Raw genomic sequence first — 21,528 nt, forward strand, 5'->3', positions numbered from 1 at the left:
ATCTGGTGCAAGACACTACTGATAATCAGATAATACAAGGTCGCTTTATCAGTTTTGAAGGCACTGAGGGCGTGGGTAAAACCACAGCAATCGAGCAGCTATGCACACGTTTAGATAGCCGTGGTATCGACTATCTGCGTACCCGCGAGCCTGGTGGCAGCCCATTTGCTGAGCATCTGCGCCAGATACTCCTAGACCCTGCGACCGACATAAATGACGACACTGAGCTACTGTTGATGTTTGCTGCGCGCTGCGATCATATGCAGCAAGTGATTTTGCCCGCGCTACAAGCTGGCAGGTGGGTAATATGTGATCGTTTTACCGACTCAACCGTGGCTTATCAAGGATTTGGCCGCGCCCATGGTGATGAGTCAGTGCGCGCAAAGATTGATATGCTGATTGCCCAGTTTGTACCGCAGTTGCCTGAGCTGACGTTGTGGTTAGATTTACCAGTCGCTGAGGGGATGCGGCGTGCTGGCAAGCGCAGCGCCGCCGATCGCTTTGAGCAGCAAGCGGATGCGTTTTTTGCGCGGGTGTATGAGGGGTTTGACACGCTTGCGCGCCAGTATCCTGAGCGCATACAGCGCATTGAGGCGTCGGGCAGCGCCGAGGAGGTTGGTGCACGCATCTGGCAGGCGGTACAAAAGAGGCTGGAGCTAATATAAAAACGGCGTCGTAGAAAAAACCCCCAACGTCGGTTGGGGGTTTTTCTATGGTTGCTTGTCTGGTGATGCGCCAGTTATAGCTCAGTTATGCGTCAGGGTCTTTGCGGCTGTCCGTGTCGGTTGCAGTATCTTGACCGGCATCAGGGAAGCGATTGGGATCCAGCGAGCCTTTTTTGGTCTTAGGCGCATGACCATTGCCATTGGTATTGCTGTTATTAGCTGCCTTTGTCTTGGCGACTGTAGCTGAGCTGGCAGTATCAGCATTGTCGTTTTTTACTTGAGCTGCTGAGCGGTCTGGCGTCGCGGCGGCGTTTGCGACTGTATCCAAGCTACTGCTTGCGTCTTTTGGCATGTGCGTCGGCGCATTTTGCTCAGTATTTTGCTCGGCGGTTATATCGCCAGCGACTTTGTCTGCGCCCGTTACGCTCACAGGCTCGGTAGCGTCAGTACTTTCTTCGTTCAGCTCTTTTTCTTTGCGTTTTTCAGGCGCTTTGGAGCTGGATTCAAAGTTGGCATCCGCCGCCATACGCGCTTGCTCTTGCTTTGGCGTTACATCGACTGGCTTTGGCTGTACCTCATCGTCCACCACCAAGGAGATAAGTTTGCGATCGCGTGGCACCGTCCCATCAAACTTGTCGGTGATGACGTGGAGCTTGCCTTCTTTGTCGACGGTATAGAGCGGCACAAATTGTTTATTATCGGCCTTATATTGCTCAAAGCTATAGCTGTCAGTGATGTTGGTGATTTTGATACGTGCCTTTTTGGACAGCATACTGGCGAGCTTGGTATAGGTGACGTCTTTGCCAAACAGCCACTGTGAATGGAAGTTTGACTGCTTATCGTCGCGCTCGCTTTTGACTTTTTCGTCACTAAACTTAAGACGATATAGCTTACGCTCACCAAACTCGTGACGATAATGAATCTCAGATAAGGTGTTCATCTCCTTATCCATACTCATGGCAAACAGACGGCCGATACCAATCAAATCCAGATGATGGTCGGCGTGGTCTGAGATGGGGTTGCCAAAGTAAGTACGTAGGCCACTCATGCGGGCGCGAGCAATATTGGTGTAGTTGTTGTGAGCGACGATGACATCAAAACCTTGGTCCTTGAGTGAGGTGGCGATAAGAAGTGCGACAGGGTTTGAGCCGACCACCAATATGCCATTGGTTTCAGGCTCACGCACGCCCAGCAAGTTGCCGACCATTTTGGCACCCAAGCCTTGGATCAATACCGTGCCGATGATGACTATAAATACCAGTGGCACTAGCAGCTCGACGCCTTGGATATCATACTCTTGTAAGCGGATAGCAAACAAAGATGAGATAGCAGCAGCGACGATACCACGCGGCCCAATCCAGCTGATCATCAGCTTTTCATTGGTCTTAAGGTTTGAGCCGATGGCCGATGCCCAGACAGACAAAGGCCGAGCCACAAACATGACGATAGCCAGCAGCACCAATCCTGCAAACCCAACACTTAGCAAGCTTGCCAGCTCAACACGGGCGGCCAAAATAATAAATAGCACAGAGATGAGCAAGATGGTTAAGGATTCATTAAACTCCAAAATCGTCTCGCGCGGGAATTTGGGCCAGTTGGCCAGCGCCACACCCAATACCGTCACCGTCAATAGACCAGACTCGTGCTCTAAATGGTTCGATACTGAAAACAGCACCAGCACAAAGGCTAGGGTAAAGACATTGCGCAAAAACTCAGGAATCATATGACGACGCATGAGGAATGCAAGCAGCCAAGCGCCTGCCATCCCAAGCGCTGTCGCTAGTACCACAATCTTGGCAAACAATAAGATACTGCTGGCTTCGCCGCCTGAGATGATGTACTCATAGACCAATACCACCGCGATAGCACCGATCGGGTCGATGATGATGCCTTCCCATTTGAGGATATTGGAGATGGTCTTATTGGGGCGTACACTACGCAGTAGCGGCATGATGACTGTCGGGCCTGTGACACAGACCAAGGCCCCGAATAGCAGGGCAATCAGTGGATCGACATCAAATAATAAATACGTCGATAACGCCACGATAGCAATGGTGATCAGTACGCCGACCGAGACCAGCATTTGTACGACGGTGCCGTGTTGCTTGATTTCATCAAACTCTAGCGTCAGCGAGCCTTCAAATAGAATAATCGCCACCCCCAAAGAGATAAAGGGGAACATCAGCTCACCGAGCACCAAATCAGGGTCAAAAATACCCAAAACCGGCCCGACGATGATACCTATCAATAATAAAAATAAAATGGACGGTTGCTTTAAATACCAAGCCAGCCATTGGGCGGCGATGCCAATCCCAACCACGCCAGATAGTAATAGGGCGGTATCCATACATTAATCCTTTTGTAATCTTGTCATATGTTATATCTATCCATTACTTGGGCGACCGCGCTGCCTGCCATCGGCAGTGTGTATCGATGTCGCAAACGGTCGCAAGCTTTTTAGTAGCAAGGCCATCAGCAGATAGCCATCATGCATCCAAACATGAGCCAGATGTGATATATACTATAAAGTAATAAAGACAAAAGCATTCCTAGATAAAAATACCAAATCCAACAGTCAATCCGTGTCATCAAACCTACTCCAGTCATGTACTCAGTTGGCCGGTTTATATGACTCATATGGCCTACTTAGTAGCTGATAGGCGGCTTTGAGTTATTGACAAGGTTGAGATAAGGTATAAACGCCTCTAGTCATGCAAAAGATGGAAAATAAGGGCGATACGAGCCAAGTTGATAAACGCAAGGTCAATCCAATCAATGTTTTTAATTGACTTTTGTTTGTTTATAAAGTTATTTGGCTTGCTATCATAACATGATTTTATTTCATCGCTGCTAGTTGCCGTGTGACTGACTATTGCGTGATAACCGGCCATATCTGGCAGCGTTAGCGCCGCAGCAGATCATGATGTGGCGCTAAAAGATACTGGTCTTATGCAGATAATATAGGCCAGCGCTTTGATTTATCATACAGTAGCTGCCTTTTTGTCGCCATCTTTGTCGTACCGATGGCCTGTCGCTACTATAAAGATAATGATATAAAGATACTGACGGCCAATGGTATTGCAGCAAAAAAACCAGTAACCTATTGCATAACAAAAAGGGATTGAAATCAGGGACAACAGCACGGCCACTGACAATAATAATGATCACTCATATGGAGGACACGATGCCTATCAATATGTCTACAGCGCCAGCCAAACCTCGTATGCGCCATTGGCTACAGCGCAGCACTTTAGCGCTTGCCATGAGCACAGCGATGCTGGCAGGGGTATATACCACGGCGATGCCAAGCGCGCATGCTGCCGTCACCACGGCGGATTTTTCGGATTTGGTACAGCAGGTCACCCCAGCGGTGGCGCGTGTCAATGTGACCAAAACCGTCAGTGAGGCGGAGCTTGCTAAGGCCCAAACGGCAGAGCTGCTCAGGCAGTTTTTTGGTGATCGTCTGCGTATTCCGGATCAAGCCGCGACCCCAGCGATTGAGCATGCCTACGGCACCGCGTTTTTTGTCACTACAAATGGCTATATGTTGACCAATCATCATGTGGTCGAAGGCGCGGACAAAATCACCGTCACGCTCAACGACAGGACAGAGCTGGATGCCACCTTAGTCGGTAGCGATGAGCGCTCGGATGTGGCAGTACTAAAGGTCAGTGGTAAGCAGTTTCCCGCGTTACCGATCGGCGACTCAAATGGTTTAAAAGTTGGGGAGCCTGTACTGGCGATTGGCTCGCCCTTTGGTTTTGATTATTCAGCCTCGGCTGGTATCGTCAGCGCCAAATCGCGCAATTTTTCACGCGATACCAGTGTGCCGTTTATCCAAACCGACGTGGCACTAAACCCAGGAAACTCAGGTGGCCCACTGTTTAACCAGCGCGGCGAGGTCATCGGTATCAACTCGCGTATCTTTAGTGGTACAGGTGGCTATATGGGGCTGTCGTTTTCTATCCCGATTGATGCGGCGATGGATATCTACGAGCAGCTAAAAACCAATGGTGAAGTCGCCCGTGCTTATCTGGGTATCTATCCACAAGACATCGATCGCAACTTGGCAGAAGCGTATAACTTGGCGCGTCCGCAAGGGGCGTTGCTGACTCGCGTATCGCCAGATTCGCCCGCTCAAAAAGCAGGGCTAAAACCTGGCGATATTATTTTGCAGTATAATGATGCGCAAATCATGCGCGCCTCGGATTTGTTGAATTTACTCAACCGTGCCAAGCCCAACGACGCGTTTCATGTGCAGATTCAGCGCGATGGTAAACGGATGATCGCGCGTGGCACGCTGGCCCATGCGCCCAATGATGTACGAGCACAAAGCGGCGATCAGCAAGACAATGATATACAGCTTGGGCTGCGCTTACGTGACTTGACCGCCGATGAGCAAGCAGAGCTGGCAGTTGACAACAAAACCGGCATCTTAGTCACCACAGTCGACCCCACAGGCCTGGCGGCGCGCTCAGGCATCATGGCAGGCGATGTGATCACCAATTTTCACCAAAAGCCGATTAAAAAAGTCACTGATTTTTCCAGTGCCATCTCAACGTTACCAAAAAAAGGCGTGGTGACCATTGAGGTCATTCGTCAAGGTGTTCCGGGTATCATCGGTCTGCGTATCGAGTAGCCTTGTGTCATACAGGAGTCGTCACGCAATGCGAGCATCTGACTGGACAAAACTGAATAAATAGGGCAATGATTGACATAGGCTGTCAGTATAATGAAGCAGCCAGCAGAATGATGAGCGGGTCGATCAATCCTATGCTTCAATCCTATGGTTCATTAGAGACGTCTCGGCAAGTACCATCAGTACGGCACGCAAGATAGGTCAAGTGAATACATGGGTTTACAATTGTGCTTGTCTATCATAGAGCTCGGCCTCTATAATGGCTGATTTTTTATCCGACTCGCCACATATCGTTTGGGCGATGCTGGCTGGTCGCACGTTCGGCTGTGGCAGGCGCTGTCTAATCGCTAGGGTTTGCCAGCTATTATTTTATGATCTGCGTCTTGTCAGCCCTACGTGGTCGGCCCAGTTGATAAGGCGTTGTAGCCCCTGCTAAATAAGCATTGACTGATAAGCAATGATGGCTAAGTGCTGCTCAAAAGCCACTGCTCGATTGTTCCACCTTTATCCATAACCGCTAGGTAATTATGACTGACCACGCACTTTATACGCTAAATATCTCTATAGCAGCCGCATTGCTTGCGTATATTCTATTATGGTCAGGATTACAGACGTTCAATGCCAATCCGACCAAAAGGTTTTTGCGTATCTGGGGCAAGCTCATACTGTATTATGCCGCGTACACCATGCCTGTTTGGGCGCTGCTTCTACTGACAGGCTGGATGGAAGGTCTATTTGCCCTAGCGTGGCCGGTGCTCCTCAGCGCGGTGGCGGCTATGCTGCTCTATTTTTATACCGTTATCATTCAGCCCAATTGTTTGCGCCTTGAGCACCATGCTGTCGATTTGGGTTTGTCAGCACCATTGACGGTGGCTGTATTGGCAGACCTGCGCATTGGGTTATATAGTGGCAAGCCGCGCCATATTCGTAAGCTGGTCGCGACCATCAATGACTTGGCAGTGGATGCGGTTTTGATTACCGGTGATTGGCTGTATTATCCTAGTGCCGATTTGGTCGGGCAGTTGATGCTGTTTAAAGGGGTCAACAAACCGGTCTATACAGTGATGAGTAGCTCAGACTTGCGTTATCAGTCGCTCAACACTACCAAACAAGGCCAGCCATTATTAGAAGACACTTTGGCCTGCGCATTTGATGTGCTTGATATCAGCTACATTGGTCAGCAGTGTACTTCGTTGCCGCTCAGATGCGCCGCCATGCCGATATCTGCCAGTCGTTTTGATAATACAAAAGAGCCCCAACGCTTAGCGGCGCACGCATCAGATGCGCCTGTAGCTGTGCTGTGTGGTTGGCAAGATTTCCCTGTACAATGTGGCGCAATCGATGAGCAAAACAGTGCTGACAAAGCCAAACTTGGGACAAAAATCACCCACGCGCGTCAGCCGGTGATTATTCTGGCCTCACGGTTTGATAGTATCCGCGACTTGCCAAAATCGCCACAACCACGGCCGTTATTGATCACAGGGGCAGCAAAAGGCACACAAAAAAACATATGGCAGGCGCAAAAGCAACAAGACATCCAGCACAGTGGCCACAAGGGTATGCTTGGCAATAGTCGTATGGGTAAGCAGCGCGGTTTATACCAACATGCCAGTGCCCAGATATTTGTCAGTAGCGGTATTGGCACGCGTGGTCTGCCGTTTCGCTTGTATCGGCCCACTATCGATGTGTTGACGATTCGTTAATATTTTGTAAAACACTTATCAGCGCTGCTGCATTGCGCTACACTAATCAGTCATTAATAAGCCACCAAATGGTGACTCATTAATGACGGGTAGCACTTTTGATGTAGGTCATGGGTGAGCGGCGGTGAGCAGTTTATTGATTAGCGACGTAGATGTAATCTCAATTGATTGATAGCGGTCAAATCAAAATATGCTACACTAGCAGGCGTTTTTTATGATCATGTTTTAATGATTATATTTTAAAATCAGACAGACGCATTTATATCGCAAGTGCTTGGTGTACACCAGCATTTCCACAGTACGACAGTACGTAAGATAAAACATCGCACGTAATACCATGAGTGTCTATTTTTGCCTATATAACGATAGGTAGAGTAGAGGCGCACACTGGCATTTGCAAACGACCTATCATGTGATAGCTTTGATAAAAGCTAGGATAATACAGTAAGGCACGGTTATGAGCACAGCATACGACGAGATTAAAACCCGACTACAAGGCTCAATGGTAGCCTTGGTAACGCCCATGCATCCTGACGGCACGGTCGATTATAAACGTCTGGCAGACCTCATAGATTGGCAGATTGAGCAAGGCACGCATTGTCTGGTGGCCGTTGGTACCACCGGCGAGTCAGCAACGCTATCAATGCAAGAGCATAGTGATGTGATTCGTTATTTTGTGCAGCATGTCAAAGGTCGCGTACCAGTGATTGCGGGCACAGGCGCCAACAACACCATGGAAGCCATCAAGCTGACTCAAGATGCTGCCGACGCTGGTGCAGATTGCGCCTTGCTCGTTGCGCCTTATTATAATAAGCCGCCGCAAGAAGGGTTGTTTCAGCATTACAAGACCATCGCCGAGGCGGTCAACATTCCGCAGATGCTCTATAACGTGCCAGGACGCACCGTCGTCGATATCGCCCAAGAGACCGTCGAGCGCTTATGTGATATCGACAATATCGTCGCCATCAAAGACGCTACAGGCTCAGTGGGCCGCGGTGAGCAGCTGATCAAAGCTGTGGGTGATAAAATGGTGGTGCTATCTGGTGATGATGGCACCGCGCTTGATTTGATGAAAGTCGGCGGTAAAGGCAATATCTCCGTGACAGCCAACGTCGCACCAAAAGCCATGAGTGAGACCTTTGCCGCTGGTCTGCGTGGCGACTTTGCTGCTGCTGACAAAGCTCATGATGTGGTCAAGCATTTGCATCGTGATCTGTTTATCGAGTCAAGCCCGATTCCTGCCAAATATGCCCTGCACAAAATGGGTATGATCGACAAAGGGATTCGCTTGCCGTTGGTATGGCTGGCACAAAAGCATCATGCCACTATCGATGAAGCTTTGGTGCGTGCCAACTTACTATAGTAATATCGAGCTATCGTATGATCGAGCACCATTGTCATCAAGCAATAGCATTATAGAGCCTAGAGCCATAGTATCATCGAGCAATAATTGCTAACTCAGAGAGATAACATGATGAAAACATCATCGACGATCACAAAGATAATCCCTGCGCTGCTAACCGTCGTTTTGGGCAGCACCTTCGTATTGAGCGGTTGCCAAAGTATCAAAAACGTACTGGGCAAACGCGACAATGGTAGTTTGGAATACCAACAAAGCAAAAAACTGGCACCGATTGAGTTGCCAGCAAATAAAGAGCCTGCACCTTTTGTCCCTTTATATCCTACGCCTAACGCTGGTACAAACACCCTAACACTAAAAAATGACTCAGGCAGTCAGTATCAACTGCCAAAGCCTCAGCGTACGGTTAGCACGCCTTCAAACTAATTTTATTTCTTTACTTATACCGCTGAGTTTTTGTCTTGCCGATTGTATGTGATCGATTGGGCCAAATCAAAGCGGTAACTGCGCGTTTTTACCACATAAGCTTGAACGAACAGGAACTCCCATAATGCAAAAGCAACAACTGCTGTACAAAGGTAAGGCCAAATCTGTATATGAAACAGAAGACAACGATCTTCTGATTTTGCACTTCCGTGATGATACCTCAGCGCTGGATGGTAAGCGTATCGAGCAATTAGCACGCAAGGGCGTCGTTAATAACCGCTTTAATGCGTTTATCATGCAAAAACTGGCAGACGCGGGTATCGAAACCCACTTTGAAAAGCAGCTGTCAGAAGACGAAGTGTTGGTCAAGCGTCTGGATATGATTCCAGTAGAGTGCGTGGTGCGTAACTTTGCCGCCGGCAGTTTGGTGCGCCGTTTGGGCTTAGAAGAAGGGCAAGCACTGACGCCGCCTACTTATGAGCTCTTTTATAAAGACGATGCGCTGGGTGATCCTATGGTAAATGAGTCACTGGCCGTGTCTCTTGGTTGGGCGACCCAAGAGCAGTTGGCAAAAATGCAAGAGCTGACCTATCAAGTCAATGACGTACTAAAAGCGCTGTTTGCCGCTGGTGATTTAATCCTAGTGGATTTTAAACTAGAGTTTGGCGTATTCCACGACCGTATCGTCTTGGGTGATGAGTTCTCACCCGATGGCTGCCGTATTTGGGATAAAACCACCAAGAAAAAACTGGATAAAGACCGTTTCCGTCAGTCATTGGGTGATGTGATCGAAGCATACGAAGAAGTGGCCAACCGCATTGGCGTCCCATTAAGCTAAGCGATTTTTTTAGACCGTTATAAAAGACTGAGCCGTGTGCTCAGTTTTTTATGTCATTATATTTATAATGGTTCCCTAGTGAGGACTTGAACACTAGGCTCTGGGCTAGTGGTAGCGATAGTTCGAGTTGTTGAGGTAACAGCAGTGTACTCAATGGTGTACATGCAGTGGGATTTTTGAGGGTATTTTTAATTTACTGTACTTACAAAGCTCGTCCAGTTTTTAATGCAAACTCCCAATCTTTGCGATCGTTTTTTAAAGCCAGTTTAGCTGCCGCTTCAAAATCGTAAGGAACTTTGATATGTTCAACTTTCCACTGTTTTCCTTGCTCGGTTTCAATACCTGTTACAAGAGCATAGCTTGCATCAGGAGAGTAATTTTGCATTTTGTGGACAACAGGCAAATCATCAGTATAGGCAGGGTAGCCCACACTCCCAGTATTAATTACAATTTGACCTGTCGATAACTTTACCATACGTGGGGTGTGAGTATGACCGCATATAATAATAGGCTTATCAATATCGTTAAGTATGCTCAAAATATCTGAATCGCTACGAACTATTGGCTGACCAGTTTCTACATTTTCTAATAGATACACCATGTCATCAGTTGGTGAGCCGTGGCATAGATAAACATTTCCATCTAACTCATAGTCGAAAGGCAAAGCCTTCATCCATTGAATAGCCTCATTGGGTAAGTCCTCTACAATAAACTGTAGAGTTGGGTTGCTATCAATATCAGCCGTCGTAGCTTCATAAATCTGCCTGTCTTGATTGCCACGAATAGTAATAATATCTTTTTGATGTTTCATTAATAGTTCATAAGTGGCTTTAGGCGCAATTGGACCGTATAGAATATCTCCAAGGTTGACAATTTGTGTAGCATTTCTTTGTCTAATATCTTTTAGTACAGCTTCGAGAGCGAAAACATTACTGTGTATATCTGAAATGGCAGCTATAGTAATTATCGGCTTAGCACCTTTGGAATACGACATTACAATTCTTTCCTTTAAAAAGTTTTTTTAAGAATATTCGAGTATACCCCAAGGGAACTAGCAAAACAGACCTCTTAATCAATTAACAGACCACTTAAAATAGACTGCTATAATGGAACCACTTATAACAGACTATAATTCATATCCATTTATCAACCAATAACATCCTTTAGGCACGGGCTAGTAGTTTAGCTCGTATAAAAAATCAAACATAGCGCCAACACTGTACTCCATACCTTGTCTTACTTTTATGCTAATTTGTTAGTACTTACACATATCAATTAGAACATAAAAATAAGAAAAGGTTTCGCTAATGTCTACTGCTTCATCGACCATTTTGGAGCCTGACTGGTTTACGCGTCCCACCTGTGTGGTCGCCGCTGATTTGATAGGTAAGGTGCTGTGCAGGCGGCTGATAGATAGTGACGGCACAGAAAAAATCCTACGTATGCGCATCTCGGAGACCGAAGGCTATATTGGGGCAGCAGATCCAGCTTGCCACGCTCATGCTGGCACGCGCACTTCACGTACCAAGATTATGTATGAGCCAGGTGGCGTGTTTTATGTTTATCTGACTTATGGCATCCATCACATGCTCAACTTAGTCAGCGGCGCTGCCCAGTCGCCCGAGTCTGTGCTGATACGAGCAGGGTTTGTGACCGACGACAGTGACTGCCTCACAGACGAGCAGCAATGGCGTCCCAGTAAGCAGCGGACAGATCCCAAACAGTTTGCAGGGCCAGGTAAACTGACCAAGCGCTTGCAGATTGATCGCGATTTATATGGCAAGCCTATTGCCTCAGCATCTGACGTTTGGGTCGAAGACGATGGCTGTCAGCCGCCAGTGTCATTGCGCCCGCGTATCGGCATCGACTATGCAGGCGACGCCAAGGACTGGCTGCTACGCTATATATGGACTGATCATCCGTCGTTATCTAAAAAATAGTAAATTTATAGCTATGGTAGTTTTTTTAAATAAGCTCGAAGGAGGTAGTCTATGTATAAATTAACCGTTTTTATCCCTGATGAGGCGCTCGAGTCGGTAAAGTCAGCGCTGTTTGCCGCGGGCGGCGGTAAGATTGGCAATTATGAAGCGTGCTGCTGGCAAGTGCAAGGTACAGGGCAGTTTAAGCCTTTGGCAGGTAGTCATCCGCATATCGGGGCGCAAGATAGACTAGGAAAAGTAACCGAGTGGCGCGTCGAGATGGTGGTGGCAAAAGAAAACATCGAGCAGGTCATTGGTGCGTTAAAGCAGGCGCACCCTTATGAGACGCCTGCTTATGATGTTATCGAAGTACTTGACTGGTAAGAGATGAAGCAGGAGGGCTAATAGTAGTTCAATCTTCTTTTATTTTAATCACCTGATAGCTTGGGTAATCAAGCTCGATCTTATAGTCTTCGCCGCCGCGTCTGGCTTTTACCTTTATTTTGTGGTCGCCTTTCTTGTATTTTACCTCTTTGACACGGTACCCCATGCTGCTGACTTTATTGGCAGCGCGCTGCTCGATTGCAGGCTGATACAGCTCTTTATCGATATTTTTCAGCGTTTTTTTGTGCTTCTTATACAGCTTGGTGTCTTTATAAACGTCTTCATATAGATCGCCATAGGCATTGTAGCCAGGCGCGGTGACGCAGCCAGTCGTCAGTACCAAGGCAGCAACCATAGCAGTCACTGCAGTGGGCTTTACAAAAGTAGTGATTTGCATAAAAACCTCTTATGGGGTCAAAATGTGATGAGTCGGTTTATAAAAAATGGCCAAACAAACCAAGGGCTGGCTTATTTGACCAGAGGCATCAAGACCACAACGATGCCAAAACTTAATAAAAAGTCGCGCGAATAACGCACAGACAAACAAGAATAATCGATAAGACGTGCACTATCTCATCAAAATTAGTCTTTTTCTATTTTGATGACGTTTAGGTTGGGATAGCCAAGCAATATTTCGTACTCTTGGGAGCCGCGTTTTGCCTCAATCTCAAACACTCCACGATTGTTTTTTTCTTCCAGCTCAATGTCTTTGACGCGGTAACCCATGGCGCCAATCTTTCTGAACGCCCGTTGTTTGATGGCAGGGTAGCGTGACTCTTGTTTGATACGATCCTCGACGTCATCACCTTTATAGTGCTTATTGTACTTACCATGATTCTTATATTTATCGTTCTTATGATGATCTTCGTCGTCCCAAATATTGGACCAAGATTTTTTGTTTGAGCCGATCAAGCGCAGATCAGGATAGCTATATTTTAGCTCATATGCTTGGTTGTTCTTTTTGGCATAAGCAATGAGCGCACGGCGGCCTCGATGACTGTCCGCTCTAATATCCATTACTTGATAGCCTTTACGGCGCAAGTTATTGCGTAGCTGCTGACTGACGCGCTTATAACTGACACGGTCATAATCACCATCTCCGCCGTAGATGGGATAATCATAACCGTATCCAGGCGCAGCGACCGTGCAACCGACGGTAGAGACACTCAGTAATGCGATAGCAAGACCAGAGGTGACCACCGCTGATAAAGACGAAGGTCTTAATATTTTCACAATGTTTTCTCCTATAGGGGATATTTCTTCTTTTTGAAATATTTGCTTACATAACCATAGTAGGACGCTAATCTCATTACTGCGTGTCTTGGCTGTTAATAAGTTGTAAACTTTGCAAATATTTGCGTAAGCATCGGCTACTTTGGGTGACTAATGTGCAGGATGCAGAGAAGTTTATCGCCAATCTATCTTTATTGCCGTATGATTTTTCGAAGTAGGCGGTTGCTTTTATAAAATAAAATGGATAATTATCAATAGTTTGCATGGATAAAAATGAGTGCAGAAGTGCTTATGTAAGTATATGCTTACACGCAATGACGCTTACGCGACTTAACATCACATTATAGATTGGGCATTATAGTCACACGGCATTAGGGAATGTGACTCAAGGATTGAGTTGACCGCATTAAGGATAATGATTCAGTAATCAGCATCAGGATGATAGTGAGAACTGAAGTAAGGACACATTTTCTTTGCTGACAACAGCAGTGATTGCTGTTAGTCGTAGAAAAGGGCAGGATGCCCAGTATCACACTATGTTGAATAGCGTGCAAGGATGCACATGACGCAACCGTGATAGGTAACATGGATGGTTAACAATAAAACCGCATAACAATTCATTGCTATGCGGTTTTATTGTATCTGCTCGTTTGATACAAAAAAAGACCGCACACTCTCATGCGGTCTTTTTTATTCTCTACTATTTATCATTCATTTACTTAACAGCAAGTGATTGAATTGGTCACTGTGAGTGAGTAAAGAAAACTAGCTCAGTGAGTACAATTAGTAGTTACTGTTAGTAATTATTTTGGCGACGCCATTCGTCTACTTCGCGCTCTGCATGGTCTTTGGCATGGCCATAACGCTCTTGTACACGGCCTACTAGCTTGTCGCGGCTGCCTTCGATATGAGTGAGGTCATCATCGGTGAGCTCTGCCCATTTTTGTTTAACCGCACCTTTCATTTGGTTCCATTCACCTTTTAGCGTATGTTCATTCATTGTTATATTCCTTTTATTATGATCGAATTTATTGTTGGGACTGATTCTAAAAGCTAAGTTTTGTCTAAAGACTAAGCTTTAAGATATTAAGTTTTAGAATACTAAGTTATAAGACATGCGTTCAATCTGTCTTTTTATACCGTATCACTCAGTGGCTGCTGATTGTTACCAACATTTAACTTGCATTGGCAATCAAGCGTGAGCCAACTGGTGATATCTAATATAGGCGCTCATAATAGCCTTGTCTGTATAGGCAGTGTTTAGAGTGTTGCACCATTATAGAAATCTACGTGCCTGTGTTAGAAGTGGCATCTTTGTGTAATAAAAGGCAGGTTTTTTAACAAAGTACCGTAAAAACGATATCGCAAAAACGGAAGTGGATAAAAACTTATCAGCAAGATTAGGGACTAAATATTAGCCATTAAACATATTAGCCACTAAATATAGTCAATCCGAAATAAAGCTGGTATGCAAGATACTATATGCTACGTGCTACGGGTATTTATTTTGCGAAAGTGCTCGGCAGCTTTTATGCAGTAGTCACACCGACAAAGTCAAAATCGACGGATGGAGTTTTGCCCTGTATTAACAGACTAATAGCTTTTGCCGAACCACAAGCGTGGGTCCAGCCAAGTGTACCATGCCCCGTGTTGAGCCATAAATTATCAAAACTCGCCGCTGTATTGTGACTACCGTGACGGACATGGCCTTTGTGCGCGCGGCCTATCAGCGGTACGTTTGATGGGGTCATTGGCCGCAGCCCTGTCCAATATTGTACAGAGCTTGCAATGATGCCTTTTGGAAATAACTGCTGTACACGGCGAGTGATGGCCGCGCAGCGAGTGGGATTTAGATCCAGATTGTAGCCGTTGAATTCGGCGGTGCCCGCGACCCGTAGCTTGTCACCGAGGCGCGATGCCACCAGTTTAAACTCATCATCGATTAGGCTGACAAATGGCGCTAGATGCGGAGCGCGAGGATTGACTTGATAAGTGGCTGAGTAGCCTTTGGCAGGGAAGATAGGCAGCTGTACATCAAGCGGTTTCATCAGGGCGACGCTATGGCTACCAAGCGCCAGCACATAGCTATCGGCGCTAAAGGTCTGGGCATTTTCGTCTTTGGGCCGAAGGGTGAGGCTATGCACGTGCGGCTGCGACGTTTGGGTATCGAGGTTGATGGCGAGGATATCAGTATCATATAAAAACTGTACGCCTGCTTTGAGGCAGCGCGCAGCCAAGCGCTGAGTAAATAGATGGGCGTTCCCCGACTCATCACGGCTAGTATAGGTTGCGCCTGTGAGCTTATGAGCGATGGGGTAGAGCGCAGGCTCTAAGCTGACCGCAGTACGAATATCGATGATATGGCGCTCACAGCCTAGCGCTTGCATACGCTCGGTCGGAGCAATGGCTGCCTCAAACTCTGCTTGGTCGGTATAAAAATGCATGATGCCGCGCGTTTGCTGCTCATACTCGATACCGATATCCGCGCGTAGCTGCTGCAAAGCCTCTCGTGAAAACAGCCCCAATCGGACCATCTGTACCAGATTGGCATCCGCTCTGTCCGCGCGGCACTCTTGCAAAAACTGTAGCGCCCATCTGAGCTGCGCCTTGTCCGCTCGCAGGCGATACAGCAGCGGTGCGTCTTCTTTACCTAGCCACTTTAGTGCTTTTTTTGGGGTTGCAGGATTGGCCCAAGGGGTGGCGTGTGAGACTGATATCTGCCCGCCATTGGCAAACGAGGTCTGCATTCCTGCTGCTGATTCACGCTCGATGACGGTCACGTCATAGCCTGCTTGGCGAAGATACCATGCGGTGGTCACACCCACCACGCCTGCCCCGAGTACCGCGATATGTGTCATAGATTGCTCTGCTGCGTTTTTAAAAAAAGTGCTGTTATGGCTGTGAGATGTTTTGTGCTATGGTTGGCGGGCTACATCTGCTTGCAGTGCTGGTGGCAATGCCAACACTGTCAGCTCGCTGTCGGCTAAATGTTCTGGACGGGCAACGACTAATGCCTCAAAGCCGTTATTGCTAGCAATGGCGTTGACCACCTGAATCTTACCGAGTTTGTCGCCGGCTGCTGGCATCTCGCCTGTGCCACTGACATAGTGCAAAAACGCCTTTGGCGCTGATTTAAAATAAATACGGGCGATGACCTCTTGACCCAAGTAGCAGCCTTTATCATAGTCCATGCCGCCGCGCTGATGCAGGCGTAGCTCTTGCGGCTGAAACTGCCCTTGTGTCGCCGCGACGATCCAGTAGTTGCCAGTGGCGATACTTTGCAGCGCCCATGCATTGGCCTCTTCTATCGTATGATGCTCGTTTTTGTGACTAAAAGTCGGCTCATCAGCGAGCACACAAGGATAGATGGCGGCTGGAGCGCTGGTCTCAAACTTCGAAAATGCGCCGTACTTTTTAAGATGGGCTTGTAAGCTGTCGGTACAATCAGCGCTGATGACGATATCAAAGTGATTTTCGGCTTGTTTTTTGATCCAAATGCCAAACTCGATGCGGCCCTTTAGGTTGCTAATGGCAGCAGCTTGATAGCTGAGTCCGAGTTTGGTGACATCAATGGTCAGCTGATTTTGCAAGAATTTTTCGGCATCCTCGCCTTGGAGCGTCACTTGAGAAAACTGCGGCAGAGTCGATATATCGGTAGATTGAGTCATTGTTATTATCCTTTTTTGAGCGCTGATTAGCAGGGTTTGCGCATAATAAGTAAGGGCTGGTATCAGACTCCTTTGACCAAATACGCGCCTATAAAAACCAGATGAGATTAAGAAGAGTACCACAAAAAGTACCGCCGTAAAAAACAACAGTGCCTCGCCAATGGTTACGGTATAAGTTGGGTATAGCGACCATTTTTCAACCGTACAAATTGGTTAAAGATGGCGAGTTACGGTACAATGTTAGCTCTACAATACACTTAAATATTGCTGGCTGCCGAGGAAACGATGAGCTTACCAAATTGTCCAAAATGTGATGCTGAATACACGTACGAAGATGGTGCGTTGCTGGTATGTCCCATGTGTGCCCATGAATGGACAGCCGCGGAAACTGAGGCCGCAGCAGCCGAAGCTCAAGGCGCTGTCATCCGCGATGCCGTCGGCAACGAGCTACAAGATGGCGACGCGGTGACCGTCATCAAAGATTTAAAAGTTAAAGGCTCCTCACTCATCATCAAGGTAGGCACCAAGGCCAAAAGCATTCGCTTGCTACCAGACGCGAGCGATGGTCATGATATCGACTGTAAGCTCGATGGCTATGGGCCGATGAAGCTAAAGTCCTCGGTGGTAAAAAAGGCATAAAACGCCTGCAAGCCAACAGACTAAAGATGGCTTATGTCACCATTACCTTTACTACAATAATAGAGAATATTTATGAGTACTAAAAACGAACAACTATTTGCGCAAGCGCGCAAACATATCCCAGGCGGTGTCAATTCACCTGTCCGTGCCTTTGCTGGAGTGGGTGGTACGCCGATTTTTATACACCGTGCCAGCGGCAGCAAAATCTATGATACCGAAGACAATGGCTATATCGATTATGTTGGCTCGTGGGGGCCGATGATTCTGGGTCATGCTCATCCAAAGGTGATCGATGCGGTCAAAAAAGCAGCGGATGATGGTCTGAGCTTTGGTACACCAACCCCATTTGAAACCACCGTTGCCGATAAGATCTGCGAGATCGTGCCAAGCGTTGAGATGATTCGCATGACCAACTCAGGCACGGAGGCGACCATGAGCGCCATCCGTTTGGCGCGTGGCTATACGGGACGTGACAAAATCGTTAAGTTCGAAGGCTGCTACCATGGCCATTCAGACAGCTTATTGGTCAAAGCAGGCTCAGGAATGCTCGATATCGGCGAGCCAACCTCAAAAGGCGTGCCAGCGGATTTTGCCAAGCATACCATCACCATTCCTTATAACGATCCGCAAGCGATTAAGGATTGTTTTGAGAAGTGGGGTGATGAGATTGCTTGTGTCATCTTGGAGCCGATCGCTGGCAACATGAATATGGTCGTGCCCACGCAAGCGTTTCACGATACCTTGCGTGCGGAGTGTACTGCCAACGACGCCGTGCTGATTTTTGATGAAGTGATGACGGGTTTTCGTGTCGGTCTTGGCGGCGCGCAGGCACATTTCGGTATCGACCCTGATTTGACCTGCTTTGGCAAAATCATCGGCGCTGGCCTGCCAGTAGGCGCATTTGGCGGAAAAGAGAAAATCATGTCTTGTATCGCCCCCCTAGGCGGCGTTTATCAAGCGGGTACGCTATCGGGTAACCCACTTGCCATGCGTGCAGGTATTGCGATGTTTGAGGACTTAACAGTCGCAGGTTTTTATGACGAGCTATCTGCCAAAGTAGATAAGCTAATCGGCGGCTTTCAGGCAGCTGCGGACAAACATGGTATCAATCTACGTACCAATAACGTCGGCGGCATGTTTGGTTTGTTTTTTGTCAAAGACCGTGACACTACTGTACCGCAAAACTTCAATGACGTGACGCAGTGTGACATGGAAGCCTTTAACACCTTTTTCCATGGTATGTTAGATCGCGGTATTTACTTGGCGCCGTCAGCATATGAAGCAGGCTTTATGTCTATCAAGCACAGCGATGCAGACATCGATGCCTCAATCAAAGCCGCTGACGAGATATTTGCTGAGATGGCAACAGCGTAATTGTGGTTTTTAGCATGGGTTTGAACGCTCTAAAAATGGGCGCTCTGAAAAGGTCAGTATCATAAATGATGCTGACCTTTTTTTGGATATAAATGCGGTGTACTGCCTTTATTTGATTTTATCAAACTTAGCATCTTTTAGGCTCAGCCGGCCGCGCAGTACGTCACTGTACATACGAAAGTCGCTGACAAAGCTTTTTAGTGGAAACTTAAACGACGCTGGTTTGTTTTTTTCAAAGAAAAAATGACCGACCCAGGCACAGGCATAACCTGCGGCGATACCTTTGAGTAGCGGGGCGGGCGAGCGCGACTTGACTGACTTTGCGAGGCCCAGTAAGCCAAAGCTACTACCTGCGAAGTGCAACCGGCGGCAAGCCATGTTTTGATGCTCATCTAAATAAAAATCATAAAAGCTTTGTTTGGTTGGGCTGACGGTTTTGATGGCGTCGTTTTTTGCCTGAGTATGAGAGCGATGATCGGCGGCTTTGATCACATCGAGGGTGGCTGTTTGATTCATGACGTTAGCTTCCTTGCTAATGAATGATAAAATGATGGCTGGCGGCCAGTAAGCTAAGTCGGCATGGGCCAGCAGATAGTGAGGCCTTTGATGCATTTTAATGTAACAAAGCCCCATGAGTAACACAAGTTTTAGATAATCTGCCGGCCACTGCTGCTGATTTGTGCGAATTGGTAGCCATGTATCTGATTTATCTGGATTCGACTATACTTGCCAGTGTTTGGCATAAATGCTTTAATGGCGAAAATTGTGTCACTGCTGTCTGTTGGCCTCTTACATTGATGTTGATGGCTCGTTTTTGTCATGTGGTTTTTATAGTTTGGTTATTATAAGATGTTTGACAGCTTGGCTTTGCTTGAGCCAGCCGTTTGACCCAGCGCCGCCCATGTCTGCACCTTTTATCTCACTAATATGGTAACGATTTCGCTTATGCCCATTGATTATTTTACAAACCCGCCAATCGCCGACGATGAAATGATGGCCGCCATTGATATCGGCTCCAATAGTTTTCACTTAGCCATCGCTCGTTTAGATCATGGGGAGGTGCGTAAAGTCGTCTCTATGTCAGAAAAAGTGCAGCTAGCCGCGGGGCTGGATGAGCACAACATCCTAAGCGCGGCGGCTGAAAAGCGCGGCCTTGAATGTCTGAGCCGCTTTGTGGCGCGTTTGGATTCGGTGCGGCCTGAGCGTATTCGGGTGGTCGCCACCAACGCCTTGCGCCAAGCCAAAAACGCCAATGACTTTATCAGCCATGCCAATAAGATTTTGCCCAAGCCTATCGAGATTATCGCAGGACGAGAAGAGGCGCGTTTGATTTATTTGGGCGTTTCACATACCAATGCCAGTAGTGATAAGCGTTTGGTCATCGATATTGGTGGTGGCTCGACGGAGTTTATCATCGGCCAAGAGTTTGACCCGCTACTGACGGAGAGCTTGCAGATGGGCTGCGTGGCCTTTACCCAAAAGTACTTTGCTGATGGGCAGATTACCAAAGACGCGTTTACCAATGCCATCGCAGGCGCACGTAAAGAAGTACTGGCGATCAATGGCCGTTACCAAAAAGTCGGCTGGAGTAGTGTGGTCGGCTCAAGCGGTACCATCAAAGCGGTGCGAAATGTGTTGGTGTCAAAGGGCTGGGCCGATGAGCAAGAGCGCATCACCTATAAAGGGGTGAAAAAACTCGAAAAACTGCTGCTAAAGATCGGCAACGTCGGCGATATCGATTTAGAAGGTGTCAAAGAGCACCGAAAGGCGGTGTTTCCAGCGGGGGTAGCGGTCCTGCGCGCGGTGATGAAAGTGCTGGGTATCGAAACCATCGCCTATTCTGACGGCGCGCTGCGCGAAGGTGTCATGTATGATATGTTAGGGCGTTTTGCGAGTGAGGACGTGCGTGACCGCAGTGTGCTGGCGTTGATCAAACGCTATTCAGGCGACAAAAAACAAGCCAAACAAGTGGTCAAAACCAGTCGGCATTTATTTGAACAAGTCAAAGACACGCTGGGTCTGAGTAGTGATGATGGCGATTTGCTCAGACGGGCGGCGTTTTTGCACGAGATAGGGCTGGCGATCAGCCACAGTAGCTACCATAAGCATAGTGCTTATTTGCTTGAGCACTCAGATATTCCAGGGTTTTCACAGGTCGATCAAAAGCGCATGGCGCAGCTGATGCTCAATCACCGCCGTAAGCTAAAAGCCGATATGTTGGAGCAGACCTGTACCATCGGCGGCAACCAGTTGGTCTATCTGTGCTTGCTCCTGCGTTTGGCAGTATTGGCGCATCACAGCCGCAGCGACCATGAGCTACCAGCATTACAGCTCGCTGTCGTCGATGATCACTGCTGGCAGATCACGGTTGCCGATAGTAGCGAGCACTATGCGTTTTTGTTGCCAGATTTGCATACCGAGATTGAGCAGTTTGCCAAATGGGGTATCGAGCTTAGCGTGATAGAGGCCTGATGGTTTTGATAGCTAGCATCATTATTATGCCAGATGACGGACACCATCGATGTGTGAATGCGCCTTACCGGTGGCATGTGCCCTATCGTTAGTAAGATGGTTTACAGATCTAGGTAACAAAAGCCGCTTTGACAATAATGTCATGCCATTTAAGATGTGCTACTATAGCTTCTATTGAGTTTACAACTGTACTTTTATTATCAAAAAC

Annotated in this window: 19 protein-coding genes; 11 read left to right on the plus strand and 8 right to left on the minus strand. The window is 47.5% G+C overall.

Translation table 11 applies throughout. The features are described 5' to 3' along the window. Positions 1-32: 32 nt before the first annotated feature. On the plus strand, positions 33-665 hold the full coding sequence (tmk, locus tag ACNFVB_RS01925; protein ID WP_430738451.1) for a dTMP kinase: 633 nt from the start codon (positions 33-35) through the stop codon (positions 663-665). A gap of 85 nt (positions 666-750) precedes the next feature. Here tmk and ACNFVB_RS01930 read toward each other — a convergent pair whose 3' ends face one another. Further along, positions 751-3,012: a cation:proton antiporter gene (locus tag ACNFVB_RS01930; RefSeq protein WP_430737904.1), complete on the minus strand. Its 2,262-nt coding sequence runs from the start codon at positions 3,010-3,012 to the stop codon at positions 751-753. An 876-nt stretch (positions 3,013-3,888) separates the two neighbouring features. On the opposite strand from ACNFVB_RS01930, the gene ACNFVB_RS01935 reads away from it, so the two are divergent. The 5 genes from ACNFVB_RS01935 to purC all read left to right on the plus strand — a co-directional run bounded on the left by ACNFVB_RS01935 (position 3,889) and on the right by purC (position 9,631). Continuing rightward, positions 3,889-5,304, plus strand: coding sequence for a Do family serine endopeptidase (locus tag ACNFVB_RS01935; protein WP_430738452.1), 1,416 nt, complete (start codon positions 3,889-3,891; stop codon positions 5,302-5,304). Between the two features lie 527 nt (positions 5,305-5,831). Continuing rightward, a complete protein-coding gene (locus ACNFVB_RS01940) occupies positions 5,832-7,007 on the plus strand; it encodes a hypothetical protein (protein WP_430737905.1) in 1,176 nt (391 codons plus the stop codon). A 457-nt stretch (positions 7,008-7,464) separates the two neighbouring features. Next, positions 7,465-8,370 carry a 4-hydroxy-tetrahydrodipicolinate synthase gene (dapA, locus tag ACNFVB_RS01945; protein WP_105244623.1) on the plus strand — a complete coding sequence of 302 codons (906 nt, stop codon included), beginning with the start codon at positions 7,465-7,467 and terminating at the stop codon, positions 8,368-8,370. Between the two features lie 108 nt (positions 8,371-8,478). Further along, entirely contained in the window at positions 8,479-8,793 is a 315-nt protein-coding gene (locus ACNFVB_RS01950; RefSeq protein WP_227679979.1) for a hypothetical protein, read from the plus strand. A 124-nt stretch (positions 8,794-8,917) separates the two neighbouring features. Next, the gene (purC, locus tag ACNFVB_RS01955) at positions 8,918-9,631 is read left to right on the plus strand and encodes a phosphoribosylaminoimidazolesuccinocarboxamide synthase (RefSeq protein ID WP_192995856.1); all 714 of its coding nucleotides are present in this window, start codon (positions 8,918-8,920) and stop codon (positions 9,629-9,631) included. Positions 9,632-9,833: 202 nt separating this feature from the next. Here purC and ACNFVB_RS01960 read toward each other — a convergent pair whose 3' ends face one another. Then, a complete protein-coding gene (locus tag ACNFVB_RS01960) occupies positions 9,834-10,625 on the minus strand; it encodes a metallophosphoesterase family protein (RefSeq protein WP_430737906.1) in 792 nt (263 codons plus the stop codon). A 313-nt stretch (positions 10,626-10,938) separates the two neighbouring features. Here ACNFVB_RS01960 and ACNFVB_RS01965 point away from each other — a divergent pair, with 313 nt between their 5' ends. Both ACNFVB_RS01965 and ACNFVB_RS01970 read left to right on the plus strand, forming a co-directional pair. Further along, on the plus strand, positions 10,939-11,571 hold the full coding sequence (locus ACNFVB_RS01965) for a DNA-3-methyladenine glycosylase (protein ID WP_430737907.1): 633 nt from the start codon (positions 10,939-10,941) through the stop codon (positions 11,569-11,571). 51 nt (positions 11,572-11,622) lie between these two features. Continuing rightward, complete coding sequence (locus ACNFVB_RS01970; RefSeq protein ID WP_430737908.1) at positions 11,623-11,934, plus strand: NGG1p interacting factor NIF3; 312 nt, start codon at positions 11,623-11,625, stop codon at positions 11,932-11,934. A 28-nt stretch (positions 11,935-11,962) separates the two neighbouring features. Here ACNFVB_RS01970 and ACNFVB_RS01975 read toward each other — a convergent pair whose 3' ends face one another. The 5 genes from ACNFVB_RS01975 to ACNFVB_RS01995 form a co-directional block, all read right to left on the minus strand. After that, positions 11,963-12,331: a hypothetical protein gene (locus ACNFVB_RS01975; protein ID WP_430737909.1), complete on the minus strand. Its 369-nt coding sequence runs from the start codon at positions 12,329-12,331 to the stop codon at positions 11,963-11,965. Positions 12,332-12,516: 185 nt separating this feature from the next. Next, on the minus strand, positions 12,517-13,167 hold the full coding sequence (locus tag ACNFVB_RS01980) for a hypothetical protein (protein ID WP_430737910.1): 651 nt from the start codon (positions 13,165-13,167) through the stop codon (positions 12,517-12,519). A gap of 796 nt (positions 13,168-13,963) precedes the next feature. Continuing rightward, positions 13,964-14,167: a CsbD family protein gene (locus tag ACNFVB_RS01985; RefSeq protein WP_192995850.1), complete on the minus strand. Its 204-nt coding sequence runs from the start codon at positions 14,165-14,167 to the stop codon at positions 13,964-13,966. 529 nt (positions 14,168-14,696) lie between these two features. Continuing rightward, a complete protein-coding gene (locus ACNFVB_RS01990; protein ID WP_430737911.1) occupies positions 14,697-16,025 on the minus strand; it encodes a D-amino acid dehydrogenase in 1,329 nt (442 codons plus the stop codon). 57 nt (positions 16,026-16,082) lie between these two features. Further along, positions 16,083-16,835: a YgfZ/GcvT domain-containing protein gene (locus ACNFVB_RS01995; protein ID WP_430737912.1), complete on the minus strand. Its 753-nt coding sequence runs from the start codon at positions 16,833-16,835 to the stop codon at positions 16,083-16,085. A 285-nt stretch (positions 16,836-17,120) separates the two neighbouring features. Between ACNFVB_RS01995 and ACNFVB_RS02000 the strand changes: the two genes are divergently transcribed. Together ACNFVB_RS02000 and hemL are read left to right on the plus strand one after the other, a co-directional pair. Next, entirely contained in the window at positions 17,121-17,474 is a 354-nt protein-coding gene (locus ACNFVB_RS02000; protein WP_430737913.1) for a zinc ribbon domain-containing protein YjdM, read from the plus strand. Between the two features lie 72 nt (positions 17,475-17,546). After that, the gene (hemL, locus tag ACNFVB_RS02005) at positions 17,547-18,848 is read left to right on the plus strand and encodes a glutamate-1-semialdehyde 2,1-aminomutase (RefSeq protein ID WP_430737914.1); all 1,302 of its coding nucleotides are present in this window, start codon (positions 17,547-17,549) and stop codon (positions 18,846-18,848) included. Positions 18,849-18,956: 108 nt separating this feature from the next. On the opposite strand, the gene ACNFVB_RS02010 is transcribed toward hemL, so the two are convergent. After that, positions 18,957-19,364 carry an Mpo1-like protein gene (locus tag ACNFVB_RS02010; protein WP_430737915.1) on the minus strand — a complete coding sequence of 136 codons (408 nt, stop codon included), beginning with the start codon at positions 19,362-19,364 and terminating at the stop codon, positions 18,957-18,959. 429 nt (positions 19,365-19,793) lie between these two features. Here ACNFVB_RS02010 and ppx point away from each other — a divergent pair, with 429 nt between their 5' ends. Next, a complete protein-coding gene (ppx, locus tag ACNFVB_RS02015; RefSeq protein WP_430737916.1) occupies positions 19,794-21,320 on the plus strand; it encodes an exopolyphosphatase in 1,527 nt (508 codons plus the stop codon). Positions 21,321-21,528 lie beyond the last annotated feature (208 nt).

This window comes from Psychrobacter sp. VH5, from assembly GCF_050572635.1.
In the GTDB taxonomy this organism is placed as follows: domain Bacteria; phylum Pseudomonadota; class Gammaproteobacteria; order Pseudomonadales; family Moraxellaceae; genus Psychrobacter; species Psychrobacter celer.

What these genes read in the sequence shown, in the direction of transcription:
- ppx (WP_430737916.1), top strand. Translation starts at nt 19,794, where the DNA reads ATGCCCATTGATTATTTTACAAACCCGCCAATCGCCGACGATGAAATG.
- ACNFVB_RS01995 (WP_430737912.1), bottom strand. Translation starts at nt 16,835, where the DNA reads ATGACTCAATCTACCGATATATCGACTCTGCCGCAGTTTTCTCAAGTG.
- ACNFVB_RS01950 (WP_227679979.1), top strand. Translation starts at nt 8,479, where the DNA reads ATGATGAAAACATCATCGACGATCACAAAGATAATCCCTGCGCTGCTA.
- ACNFVB_RS01985 (WP_192995850.1), bottom strand. Translation starts at nt 14,167, where the DNA reads ATGAATGAACATACGCTAAAAGGTGAATGGAACCAAATGAAAGGTGCG.
- ACNFVB_RS01935 (WP_430738452.1), top strand. Translation starts at nt 3,889, where the DNA reads ATGCGCCATTGGCTACAGCGCAGCACTTTAGCGCTTGCCATGAGCACA.
- ACNFVB_RS01965 (WP_430737907.1), top strand. Translation starts at nt 10,939, where the DNA reads ATGTCTACTGCTTCATCGACCATTTTGGAGCCTGACTGGTTTACGCGT.
- dapA (WP_105244623.1), top strand. Translation starts at nt 7,465, where the DNA reads ATGAGCACAGCATACGACGAGATTAAAACCCGACTACAAGGCTCAATG.
- ACNFVB_RS02000 (WP_430737913.1), top strand. Translation starts at nt 17,121, where the DNA reads ATGAGCTTACCAAATTGTCCAAAATGTGATGCTGAATACACGTACGAA.
- ACNFVB_RS01940 (WP_430737905.1), top strand. Translation starts at nt 5,832, where the DNA reads ATGACTGACCACGCACTTTATACGCTAAATATCTCTATAGCAGCCGCA.
- ACNFVB_RS02010 (WP_430737915.1), bottom strand. Translation starts at nt 19,364, where the DNA reads ATGAATCAAACAGCCACCCTCGATGTGATCAAAGCCGCCGATCATCGC.
- ACNFVB_RS01930 (WP_430737904.1), bottom strand. Translation starts at nt 3,012, where the DNA reads ATGGATACCGCCCTATTACTATCTGGCGTGGTTGGGATTGGCATCGCC.
- purC (WP_192995856.1), top strand. Translation starts at nt 8,918, where the DNA reads ATGCAAAAGCAACAACTGCTGTACAAAGGTAAGGCCAAATCTGTATAT.
- ACNFVB_RS01975 (WP_430737909.1), bottom strand. Translation starts at nt 12,331, where the DNA reads ATGCAAATCACTACTTTTGTAAAGCCCACTGCAGTGACTGCTATGGTT.
- ACNFVB_RS01960 (WP_430737906.1), bottom strand. Translation starts at nt 10,625, where the DNA reads ATGTCGTATTCCAAAGGTGCTAAGCCGATAATTACTATAGCTGCCATT.
- ACNFVB_RS01970 (WP_430737908.1), top strand. Translation starts at nt 11,623, where the DNA reads ATGTATAAATTAACCGTTTTTATCCCTGATGAGGCGCTCGAGTCGGTA.
- ACNFVB_RS01990 (WP_430737911.1), bottom strand. Translation starts at nt 16,025, where the DNA reads ATGACACATATCGCGGTACTCGGGGCAGGCGTGGTGGGTGTGACCACC.
- hemL (WP_430737914.1), top strand. Translation starts at nt 17,547, where the DNA reads ATGAGTACTAAAAACGAACAACTATTTGCGCAAGCGCGCAAACATATC.